The organism is Candidatus Binataceae bacterium (genome assembly GCA_035500095.1).
GTDB lineage: Bacteria > Desulfobacterota > Binatia > Binatales > Binataceae > JAKAVN01.
Genome location: DATJXN010000109.1, coordinates 1 through 11,136, shown reverse-complemented (window position 1 = coordinate 11,136; position 11,136 = coordinate 1). Strand labels below are relative to the sequence as shown.

The 11,136-nt window shown below is 62.1% G+C and carries 10 protein-coding genes; 6 read left to right on the top strand and 4 right to left on the bottom strand.

Annotation, left to right across the window (positions count from 1 at the left end; translation table 11 throughout):
• Positions 1-107 precede the first annotated feature (107 nt).
• Positions 108-836: a DUF4412 domain-containing protein gene (locus VMI09_10815; GenBank protein ID HTQ25179.1), complete on the top strand. Its 729-nt coding sequence runs from the start codon at positions 108-110 to the stop codon at positions 834-836.
• A 552-nt stretch (positions 837-1,388) separates the two neighbouring features.
• Here the strand turns inward: VMI09_10815 and VMI09_10810 are convergent.
• On the bottom strand, positions 1,389-1,757 hold the full coding sequence (locus VMI09_10810; protein ID HTQ25178.1) for a hypothetical protein: 369 nt from the start codon (positions 1,755-1,757) through the stop codon (positions 1,389-1,391).
• A 252-nt stretch (positions 1,758-2,009) separates the two neighbouring features.
• Here VMI09_10810 and VMI09_10805 point away from each other — a divergent pair, with 252 nt between their 5' ends.
• Positions 2,010-2,420, top strand: coding sequence for a hypothetical protein (locus VMI09_10805; GenBank protein HTQ25177.1), 411 nt, complete (start codon positions 2,010-2,012; stop codon positions 2,418-2,420).
• Between the two features lie 287 nt (positions 2,421-2,707).
• A complete protein-coding gene (locus VMI09_10800) occupies positions 2,708-3,130 on the top strand; it encodes a GFA family protein (GenBank protein HTQ25176.1) in 423 nt (140 codons plus the stop codon).
• Between the two features lie 15 nt (positions 3,131-3,145).
• Here the strand turns inward: VMI09_10800 and uvrB are convergent, their stop codons facing one another.
• Positions 3,146-5,407 carry an excinuclease ABC subunit UvrB gene (gene uvrB, locus VMI09_10795; protein ID HTQ25175.1) on the bottom strand — a complete coding sequence of 754 codons (2,262 nt, stop codon included), beginning with the start codon at positions 5,405-5,407 and terminating at the stop codon, positions 3,146-3,148.
• 411 nt (positions 5,408-5,818) lie between these two features.
• Here uvrB and VMI09_10790 point away from each other — a divergent pair, with 411 nt between their 5' ends.
• The 3 genes from VMI09_10790 to VMI09_10780 all read left to right on the top strand — a co-directional run bounded on the left by VMI09_10790 (position 5,819) and on the right by VMI09_10780 (position 8,636).
• Positions 5,819-6,544 (top strand): hypothetical protein, encoded by a 726-nt coding sequence (locus tag VMI09_10790; protein HTQ25174.1) that lies wholly within the window; start codon positions 5,819-5,821, stop codon positions 6,542-6,544.
• A 538-nt stretch (positions 6,545-7,082) separates the two neighbouring features.
• On the top strand, positions 7,083-7,676 hold the full coding sequence (locus VMI09_10785) for an OmpA family protein (protein ID HTQ25173.1): 594 nt from the start codon (positions 7,083-7,085) through the stop codon (positions 7,674-7,676).
• 576 nt (positions 7,677-8,252) lie between these two features.
• On the top strand, positions 8,253-8,636 hold the full coding sequence (locus VMI09_10780) for a hypothetical protein (protein HTQ25172.1): 384 nt from the start codon (positions 8,253-8,255) through the stop codon (positions 8,634-8,636).
• A gap of 95 nt (positions 8,637-8,731) precedes the next feature.
• Here VMI09_10780 and VMI09_10775 read toward each other — a convergent pair whose 3' ends face one another.
• Positions 8,732-9,955 carry an acyl-CoA dehydrogenase family protein gene (locus VMI09_10775; protein ID HTQ25171.1) on the bottom strand — a complete coding sequence of 408 codons (1,224 nt, stop codon included), beginning with the start codon at positions 9,953-9,955 and terminating at the stop codon, positions 8,732-8,734.
• A 25-nt stretch (positions 9,956-9,980) separates the two neighbouring features.
• Complete coding sequence (locus tag VMI09_10770) at positions 9,981-11,081, bottom strand: acyl-CoA dehydrogenase family protein (protein ID HTQ25170.1); 1,101 nt, start codon at positions 11,079-11,081, stop codon at positions 9,981-9,983.
• Positions 11,082-11,136 lie beyond the last annotated feature (55 nt).

Here is an 11,136-nt window from a genome sequence, read left to right as displayed (position 1 = left end):
CCAGTTCGGCGGCGGGATGTACGCGGTCAACGCGTATGTCGGCCCGTCGTACGAGATTAAGCGGTAACCTCTGCGCAGCTCGGGCCTGAAGGCGTACCAGAAATATTATGTCAATGAAGCTCCGCCACGGCGCCGTTCTCGCCCTGCTCGCTTTGTCCGTGGTTATTCTGCTGCACGCGCAATCGGCCTTTGCCGGTGTGATCATATGGGAGGAACACCCGTGCCCACACAATCACGTGTACCTGATCGAGATCATTCAGGGGCATAAGGAATGGTTGGCGTGGGGGGATCAGCCGCAGCACATTTCGCATGCTATGGGTGCAATCGTTTACGATCTCGACCAGCGCGTACGAACTAACATCGATTACAGACGCAAGGTCTACTACGTCGAAACGCCCTACCCCCCGGAAGTTGGTGACACGGTAAATCCTAGATGCGTCGGTAATTTCAAGCCAACTGGCAAGTTTAGGAAGATCGCCGGCTATTCCTGTGAGGAGTATATAGGCACCGGAGACTCGGCTCATTGGGGGCACCAGACTGATGTCCACTGCGTCTCTAAAGATGCGCCTGGTCTCAGGGAATACACCGAGTTTATGAATCTTCTGAACCGGCTGTACGAGGCTGCAGGCTTTGTCGATGGTTCTTACGGGGAAAACTTCCCAGGCTTCGGGTATCCTTTAGGAATAGATGGCATCATCTTGGCGAGCGGCCGTGACGGATCGTCGGTATTCGTGGTCACGAAGATCGAATCCAGAAGGGTGCCAGAGAGTCAGTTTGAAGTACCCGCCGGATTTCTTAGGAAGAAGGTCGGAAGCTCGCCAGCGCCGATACCTTAAAGATGGCGCTTGAAATATTATGTCAAATGACGCTGTCGTAACTTCTTCTGCAATGCGCGGGTTGTCAAATACTCTAGTAAGACTGCTGTGCGCGGCCATTGCTCTTCTTTGGGTCACCGGAGTCTTCATCCCCTTCATTCCTCGTCTCGACTGGGTCGGTGCTGAGTGGATCCGTCTAGAAATACAATCCCTGTAGGTCGGGATAGCCGTGTGGGCATACTGGCCGTTTAAAAGAGCTGGGACTCGCGTACGGAGATTGCTCTTCCTTTCAATTATGGTAGTGGCCGCTCTGGTGCTCGCAACCGACGCTCTGGCACGGTTGCGACCGCGCCTCCCAGCTCTTCTACATCATCCCATCGGAACAGTTCTGGGATATTCATTCAGCGTGCTGGTCGTCGTCGGCCTTCTCCTTGAGGCGCTCGATTGGCCGCGCCGTAACATTGAAAAAAAGGTGAGCTGACTTGGCACTCGAAATATTATGCTGCTCGCTTGTCCGCGAATGAAAAGCGCGGCGAGCCGGATGGCCGCCGCGCTCGGAAAAGAGTTTTGCGTTCAGCTATTTTCGAAATTTTTTCCCGTCCACGATCGCGCGGCCAGGTCGATCTCACCCTCGTTGACGATACTGGTGCCGTCGGAAATGTGAATCACGTGCCGCGTGCGCCAGTGATGTTTGCCGGTACTTTCATACGTGCCGGAACCGATACCGGAAACTTGTTCGCCGTTGTCCAGGTAAGCCACCCAACACGCACTGAAGGTCCCGCTTTTGGAACCACCGACGTAAGTCGCCGTGCCGAAGACCGTTCCGAAACCCGCCGCCATCCCTTCCCAATTCACCTGGTCAAGAACGCTTCCCGCCGGCCCGGGACTGTAGGTGCTGGTGATGGCCTTGAATGAAAATTCCCCGATTGCTTTACCTGCCATTGCTTGGCTCCTTCGCGTCTGGAACGCACATCCAGCGTTACTCCTGTGTCGAGCCTGAGGCGAACGGCAGCTTGTGACGGACGCTCGAAATATTTTTGTATAGTTGAAAATTGACCTGCGACCACTAGGAACCAATGTCAGAGCTCGGCGGATGGTACAGCTTCTATGTAATCGTCGGCTCGGCTGCGGGCGCCCTGATCGGGCCTCCAGTTCGTAGTTGTAACGCTCATCGCCGACAGGCCTCCGCTGCGCGTGGCCGAGGCCGGCGCGGCATTTGCCACGCCGACCGTCGTGTATTTCGGGGCCGCGTTGCTTTTGTCTGCGCTCCTGCGCGCGCCGTGGCACGGACTCACTATCCCCGCGGTTCTTTGGGGCCTCGTCGGTATTAGCGGGGCGGCGTACACGCTGGTCGTTGCGCGGCTGGTGCGCCGGCAGAGCGTATATCAGCCGGAGTTCGAGGACTGGCTGTTTCACGTTGCGCTGCCGCTGGTCGCTTATCTCGGGCTCGCGGTGACGCCGCTCGCCGTTCTTTCCCACACGCGCAAAGCGGTGTTTGGCGTCGGAGCGGCGGTGCTGCTGTTGCTCTTTATCGGCATCCACAACGCCTGGGACTCGATCGCCTACCACGTATTCGGCAGCAGGCGGGATACGTCGAGCGGATGACGAGTTTAGATTTAGATAGCAGAGCGCCCTCGTATTCCCTCCCCTGTTGTCCAGGGGGAGGGTCAGGGTGGGGGTCGAGGCGGTTCTGAATGTCCGTGAGAACCGCCGCTTTGGCGCGTGCGATCGGCGCGCAAGTTGCAGAGCAGGGCGAGGAAGCATCGAGAGGAAAGACATCCGGCGCCTTCCTCCCTCGACCCCCACCCCACGACACCTGGCGAGAAAGCGCGGCCCCTTGACGCATGGCGCGCAACTGCGATGGGATGCCATCCAAGAGGGAGGAACCAGCCATGGCGGACTTCAAAAAAATCAGCGGCGCGTGCTTTTGCGGCGACAACCAGTTCGAGGTGACGCAGCCCGCCGTCGAAATGCATCACTGCCACTGCTCGATCTGCCGGCGCCTGCACGGCGCGGCATTCGTCTCGTTCGCGATCTTTCCGCGCGCCGGCTTCCGCTGGAACAAGGGCGGCGACCTGCAGACCTTCAGCAGCTCCGCTCAGATCCATCGCAACCGATGCAAGAACTGCGGCGCAACGCTCACGGTCGATGTCGATCCGATGCCCGATGTGCTGATCGTCACGCGCGCGAGCCTGCCGCCCGACGCCGAGCTCGCCTATCCGCCCGGCACGCTCCGCCACGCATACTGGCCTGACCACGTGCCGTGGGTTGAGCTGGGCGACAAGCTGCCACGCGTCGCCGGCTTCGACAAATAAGAAGGCGGTTTCCGGCTACTTCGGCCGGTCGGGGATGATCTTCAGGCTGCGCTGACGCGGCGGCGGCGCCGATGGGCCGCTGGATGCCGGGCCGCGGCCCCTGCTGCGCCCGCGGGGCAAGATCGGCGCGGGTGTAGCGTCAGCGTCTTTCGGCTTCGAGCGGCCCGCACGGCCGCCGCGCGCCGCGCCACCGTCGTGCTGATGGGCCGAGCCGGGCGGCTGCGCCGCAGCCGCCGCCGCGGCCTCGTTCTTCTGATCGAGGCCGAAGACCTGGCGCTCGAGGCGCTTTATCCGGTCGCGCAATTCGGCGGCGCGCTCGTACTCGAGCCGCTCCGCCGCTTGCATCATCTCCTGGCGAAGCCCGGTGATGCGGTCGGGCAGTTCGTGCGCCGCGATCAGCTCAGTCTCCGGCGGCGCGTCCTCCGCCTCCGGCACCACCGCCCACTCCGGTGAATACATCTCGACCAGAGAGGCGTCGATCGCCTTGACCACCGACTGCGGCGTGATGCCGTGTTCCTGGTTGTAGGCAACCTGCTTGGCGCGGCGGCGGTTGGTCTCGTCGATCGCCTTGCGCATCGAGTCGGTCATCGCGTCCGCGTACATGATGACCTTGCCCTCGACGTTGCGCGCGGCGCGGCCGATAGTCTGGATGAGCGAGCGGGCCGAGCGCAGGTATCCTTCCTTGTCGGCGTCCAGGATCGCGACCAGCGAGACTTCGGGCAGGTCGAGCCCCTCGCGCAGCAGGTTGATCCCGACCAGCACGTCGAACTCGCCCTTGCGCAGGCTCCGGATGATCTCGACGCGCTCGATGGTCTCGATGTCCGAGTGCAGGTAGCGCACGCGCACGCCGAGGTCGTGATAGTAGTCGGTCAGGTCCTCGGCCATCTTCTTGGTGAGGCAGGTGACGAGGACGCGGGCGCCGGCCTCGACGCGTTTGCGGATTTCGCCGAGCAGATCGTCGACCTGCGTGCCGGCCTTGCGCACTTCGATCTCGGGATCGATAAGGCCGGTCGGACGGATTAGCTGTTCGACGACGAGGCCGCCCGATTTTTGGAGTTCGTAGTCGCCCGGCGTCGCCGAGACGTACACCACCTGGCTTGCGAGCCCCTCCCATTCCTCGAAGTTGAGCGGGCGGTTGTCGAGCGCCGAGGGCAGCCGGAAGCCGTACTCGACGAGGGTCTGCTTGCGCGAGCGGTCGCCGCGGTACATCCCGCCCAGCTGCGGCACGGTAACGTGGCTCTCATCGACGAACATCAGGAAGTCGCGCGGGAAGTAGTCGAGCAGCGTCGGCGGCGGCTGGCCGGGCGCGCGGCCGGTAAGATGGCGCGAGTAATTCTCGATTCCGGGGCAGAAGCCCATCTCGGCCAGCAGCTCGAGGTCGTACATCGTGCGCTGCTCCAGCCGCTGCGCCTCGAGCAACCGGTTCTCGGTGCGGAAGAATTCCAGCCGATCGCGGAGTTCGGTGCGGATGTTGCGCACCGCCAGCTCCATCCGGTCCTCGGTCGTCACGTAATGCGACGCCGGATAGATGCAGACGCTCTGGAGCTTTCGGATCACCTTGCCGCGCAGCGGATCGATTTCGTAGAGCGCCTCGACCTGATCGCCGAAGAACTCGACGCGCACCGCACGGCTTTCCTCGTATGCCGGAAAGACCTCGACGATATCGCCGCGGACGCGAAAGGTGCCGCGATGGAAATCGTAGTCGTTGCGCTGGTACTGGATATCGACGAGCTTGCGCAGCACGCGGTCGCGCTCGATCGTCTGGCCCTCCTCCAGGAACACCAGCATCTCGAAATAAACCTCGGGCTCGCCGAGGCCGTAGATGCACGAGACCGAGGCGACGATCAGGACGTCGTTGCGCTCAAGCAAAGCCTTGGTCGCCGAATGGCGCAGCTTGTCGATCTCGTCGTTGATGCTGGCGTCCTTCTCGACGTAGGTGTCGGTCGAGGGTACGTAAGCCTCGGGCTGGTAATAGTCGTAATACGAGACGAAGTAACGGACCGCGTTGTCCGGGAACAGGCTCTTGAACTCGTTGTATAGCTGGGCGGCGAGCGTCTTGTTGGGCGCGATCACCAGCGTCGGCTTGTTCACGTTGGCGACCACATTGGCCATCGTGAAGGTCTTGCCCGAGCCGGTAACGCCGAGCAGGACCTCCTGGCGCACGCCCTCGCGGACATTGCGGGTAATCGCTTCGATCGCGCCGGGCTGGTCGCCCTGCGGCTGGTAGCCGGAGACGAGTCGGAAGATCCCTTCTTTACCGCGCGCCAGTGAGAGCACGAAGCGATTTTAGCAGGGTCGCGATGCGTGCTGCGACCCGCGCGAAAACCCTTCGTTCTCGCAGCGCCCTCGTCGCGCTTTTCATGGAATCTGGAGCTGCAGCAGACCCCTTATCCCCTGGGCCCGCATTCTTTACGTCCCGATGTGGTAAGTTTTACCTCTGTTACACGGTTTGCGTCGCGCAATTGCACGTTTGGAGTCATCGCAGCACCGCGGCCTGCTGTAACGACGCTTCAAACAGCCTGAAAAGGCCCACAGAGCTTGAAAAAAGTGATTGCAGCCGCACCGGCTAGCGATGGCATTCCCTATGCTTCAGTTCGAGTGCCACGGCGCGTCGGAGCGAGTTGTCTCATGCGGCCCGTGGCCACAAGAAGATGTCGGAGGCCCGAGGAGGAGGAGGAAGACCAAACGATGTCCAAAATTACTCGTATAGCGGCGGCGTTGGCGATAGCGGCTGCGTTCGCGATGCCGGCGGGCGCGCAGATGGATCCGGTTACGACCTACGAGAATTTCCTGGCCCAGCATGCAGCGGCCGCCCAAGCGTTGTCAGCCAATCCAAGTCTGTATCGCAGCCCCGGTTTCATGGCCGAGCATCCGGACGTGTGGTCGTACCTGAATCAGAACCCCACGCTCTATCAATCGCTCGTGACCAAGGTTCCGGCCTATTCTCCCGACGCGGCGGCCTTCAGCCTGTCAAACTACCTGCACTACCATCCCGATATCGCTCAGGCGCTGACGGTCAATCCGTCGCTGGTCAATAATCCGGCATATCTCGCCCAGCATCCGGACTTCAAAGGGTTCCTGCAGCACCATCCGGGCGTCGCGCAGCAGCTGAGTATGCGTGGATGGAACTTCGCTCGATGGCAACAAACGCATCCGTGGGACCAGCGCAATCAGTGGCGCAATGTCGATGCGTGGAGCGATCGCAACTGGCATGACGAATGGGAACGTCAGCAGCAAATCTTCAACGAACAGCGGGAGCATGAGATCGCCGAGGCAGAGCACGAGCATCACGACAACGGCAAGCACCTCGGATGGTACAAGCATCCGGGCAAGCATCACCACCAGGACGAAGATCAAGACCATCACAAGGACCACGGCAAGCATCACGAGAAGCATCAAGGAGACGACGACTAGCAGGAAAGCACTATCGCCTGAGTCTCGCACAAAAATGTACCGGGCCGGCATACCACCGGCCCGGTTCATTTTTGAATGGCATGAGCTCGAACGCTCCCGCGATGACGATCTGAGCTTTACTGAATAGTCACGACATAACGACACTCGATTGCGCTCTAGCGGCGTCTAGTGTCGTCCATCGTTTCAGCTCAAACTCGAAGGGCGGTATGCAGCATGCCGTGATTAAAACGCCTTTTCAGCCGCTCTAATTATTGCCTCAGACCTAAAAAACTACATATAGTGCTACCGGCGTATGAAATTGGGGCTGTCAACTCTGTGCCTGCTTGGCAGCTGGCAAATGGCGCGCCTACAGGTGCGGGGAATCGACGCGTAACGGTTTCGCTGTGCTCGGCCGATCCGTCGAGCATCCGGCGTGAGCTGTCCTGACGCGTTGCGGGCCTGGGGCGATAGGAAAGAATGGGTTATGATCGGACGAAGACGAGGAAAGGCTTTCTGGGTTCTGTGGGCCGCGGCCGCGATTACGTTTGCGGGCTGCGGAATGACTACGGAACAGAGGGATTATACCATCTACGGCGCCGTCGCGGGCGCTGCGATTGGCGGCGGTATCGGCGGCGGCGTATTCGCAGCCGATAACAGCGATAACTGGCCCGCCGTCCCGGCCGGCATCGTAGGTGGTGCGATCATCGGCGGCATCATCGGCTATCTGATCGCGCCGCCTCCGCCGCCGCCTCCACCGCCACCGCCACCGCCACCGCCACCACCTCCTCCTCCTCCGCCTCCGCCGCCTCCGCCGGAGAAGATAATCCTGCGCGGCGTGCACTTTGACTTCGACAAGTCGAACATCCGCCCGGAGGATGCCGCAGTGCTAGACGAGGCGGCTGAGACTCTGAAGTCGCATCCGAACGTATCGATCGCAGTCAACGGCTACTGCGACGCGATCGGCTCGGTGCGGTACAATCTGCGACTATCCGAGCGCCGCTCCAACGCGGTGGTGAAGTATCTGGCAGATCACGGCGTGGCCGAGAGCCGTATGACCCCGCACGGCTTTGGAAAGACGGACTTCGTCGCGACCAACAAGACGCGCGAAGGGCGCGCCCAGAACCGCCGGGTCGAGCTGATCCCGAATCAGTAAGGTCTGATAGTTCAGGTCCGAATCCGGCCGCAGCCCCCTTCCGGGGGGCTGCGGCCATGTCAGAAGTGAACGTCTCGTCCTCTTGAGATTTCCCGCGATAGGTTGTTTACATAGCTAGGCTAAGCCCACAGTGCGGAGCAGGTAATGGGGGGGACGACGATGTGTCACATTGAGCGCAGCGGCAACAAACTCAATGGATTGACGGCGGGATTGATCCTGCTCGCGATGGCCGCGATTCCAATGGCAGGTTGTTCGCTATTCCAAAGCTCGACGGCGTCCGACGAATCTACTGCGTCCTCTGGCTCGTCGATGAAGGTCGAAGGAAGCGCACCGGCAAGCGAGGCTGCCGCGGCCGCTCCGGCAGCGGTTCCGGCGCCCGCGGTTCCTCACATAAACTCGCCCACGACGCCTGCCCTGGCGGCTGCGGCGCCGGTTAGCCCGTCGCCTGTAGCTCCGTCAAATACAGCACAGGCGATTCCGCCGTCGGCCGGAGTAGTCGCAAGCAGCGATACCACCCCGGCGCTCAACGTCCCAAACGCAACGGCTCCGGTTCTAAAGGGGCTTGATGGAAACGGGATGCAAGGCGCGGCGCAGGCGCTCAACCCGACCATGATCCGCGCGCTCAAGCAGTTTCGGATTGCGAGCGCGGCCTTTCCCGATTTCTGCCGCGAATGGGCGCACAAGCTGAGCATCCGCGAGCATGACAACGTGAGCAACATCAAGTGGGTGATGCAAAACGGGGTCGAGACCGGAAGCTATGTCGGCTACGGTGCGGTCGATTCCTGCACGTGCAAGGAGGCCAGCAACGGAGTCGCCGTGGGCATCCTGACCTACAAGGAATACGACTACACCCTCACCGGCAAGAGTCTCGAGGAGGCGAAACACGCGTCACCGCACGCAACCTCGGTGGTTCCGACGCGCGAGATCTTCGCCTATGAGAAAGGCAAGTGGTTCTGGTAAGCCGCCATCACTGAACTGAAAAGTAACGGCCGGCTCTCCGCGAGTCGGCCGTTTGCTTTTCATCTCCGAAAGCGCGCGAGCGCGATCCGCCGGCGTCAGTTCAGTTCCTTGCTCGAGTACTCCAGGATGCGCCGCGCCACGATGATCATGTTGATCTGCTGCGTGCCCTCGAAAATGTCATTGATCTTCGCGTCGCGCATCCATTTTTCGACCAGGTAGCGCCGCGAGTAGCCAAGCGGCCCCAGTAATTCCACCGCCTTCTGCGTAATTTGCGTGACCGCGAGACCCGCCTTGGCCTTGGCCATCGAGGCCTCCAGGCTGTTGCGCATCCCCATGTCGAGCATCCATGCCGCGCGCCAGGTCAGCAGACGCGCCGCCTTGAGCTGAACCTCCATCTCCATGAAATCGCGTTCGACCGTGCTCAGCCGCCGGGGCGAGAGCCCGTAGCGAATCTCGACCTTCTGCTCGGCGAGAAACTCGCGCACGAAGTCGAGCGCCGCGCGACCAACGCCGATCGCCATCGCCGCGACGATCGGCCGCGTCGCATCGAACGTCGCCATCACATCCTTGAAGCCGCCACCCTCGCGCCTCACCTCGGGGCTGCCGAGCAGATGGTCGGCGGGCACGCGGCAATTGTCGAAAACCAGCGCCGCCGTGTCGCTCACCCGGATGCCGAGCTTTTTCTCCAACCGCGCCACCGACATACCGGGGGTTCCATGCTCGACAATGAAGGGCTTTATCCCGGGGCGACCGGCGCTCTTGTCCACCGTAGCCCAGACCACCACGAAACCTTCCGACTTCTCGACCGCCATCCAGCCCGAAGTGCAGAAAATCTTGTTGCCGTTGAGCACCCAATGGTCGCCGTCGCGATTTGCGGTGGTGGTCACCGCGGCAGAATCCGACCCGCAGCCGGGCTCGGTGATAGCCATCGCGCCCCACTTGGGTTTGCCGCCGCGAAAAGGCGAGAGAAAGCGCTGCTTCTGTTCCGGAGTGCCCGCCGCCATCACCGCCGCGCCGCCAAGGCCGGCGTTCGGAATTGACAGGAACAGTCCGGCGTCGCCCCAGCACAGCTCCTCCGTGGTCGCGACGGTATAGACGTTGCGCAGCTTCACGGCGCCCTGCCCGCTCGCGTCGCCGCCGCCCATCGGATCTCCGCCGGGTGCGGTGCTTGCGGCCCACATCGCGTTCAGGAAGTCCCACGGCTTCTCGTGCTCGCGTTCGTCGTACTCGCGCGAGATCGGCCGCATCATCTGCTCGGCCACCGTATGGAAAAGGTCGATGCGCTTTTGGGTCTGCGGGTCGATTTCGAAATCGATCATCTCAACGATCTCCCGTTGATATCTTTCAGACTGTGGCGAGTCCCTCGATCGCCGAGAGGCCGCGCGCGTTGCGCAGCCACATCTCGACCGGATGCTCGCGGATGTAGCCGTGGCCGCCCAGCACCTGGACCGCGTTGTCGGCCACTTTCAGCGCCGAAGCCGCAACATAGTTGCGCGCAAGATAGCTCTCGCGATGCGCATCTTCTCCGCGATCAAGGCGCCATGCAGCCTCCCATACGAGCAGGCGCGCCGCGTCGATCTCGATCGCCATGTCCGCCAGCATGAAAGCGACCGCCTGCTTGGTTGCGATCGGCACGCCGAAGGCCTTGCGCTCCTTGGCGTAGTCGCGCGCGTAGTCGAAAGCGGCATGCGCCAGCCCAACGCCCATCGCAGCCATCGCCAGCCGGGACTGGCTCGTCGCGCGCCTGAAATCCGCCCCGCCCTCGCCGCCCAGGCGCGCCTCGGCGCCGACGCGGCATCCCTTGAGCTCTATCGGGTAGCTCTCGAGCGCCTTGAGTCCCATGTTCTTCTCACGCTCCCCGACGCTCAGCCCCGGCGTCTCGCGCGCGACGAGAAATCCGTCCACCCGGTCGGAACCGGCGCTTGCCGCCCATATCAGGAGCGTTTCGGACGCCGCCGCCAACGCGACCATGCACTTTGCGCCGTCGAGGACGAACCCGTTGCCGTCGTTGCGCGCAAGCGTGGTCATCGCCGTCGGATCGAAATCCCATCGCGGCTCCATCAGCGCCGCGCCCGCCGGAGCGAAGTCCGCGCCGGTAAAGCGCTTGAGATGGCGCGCACGCTGCTCGTCGGTCCCTGTCTCTAGAACCGGGAACACAAGGAGCCGGGGCGCGAGCACATGAGCGGCGATCGCGAGGTCGCCGTAGGCGAGTTCCTCGGCGATTAGCGCGCCGGTCATAGCAAGGCGCGTATCGCCATTGCCGCCGAGGCTCTCCGGAATCGGCCCCTGCACGAGCCCGAGTTGCCAAGCCTGCGCGACGAGCGCCGCCGGAATCTCGCCGCTCTCGTCGGCGGGGCGCGCCGCGGGCCGAATTTGCTCGCGGGCGAACGCGCCGACGGTGTCGCGGATCATCTTTTGTTCTTCACTTAGCTCGAAGCTCAGCATGGTCGGTTTGAACCGGCTCCGTTTGAATTGTGCCAACTCCGCATACTAGCCCTGC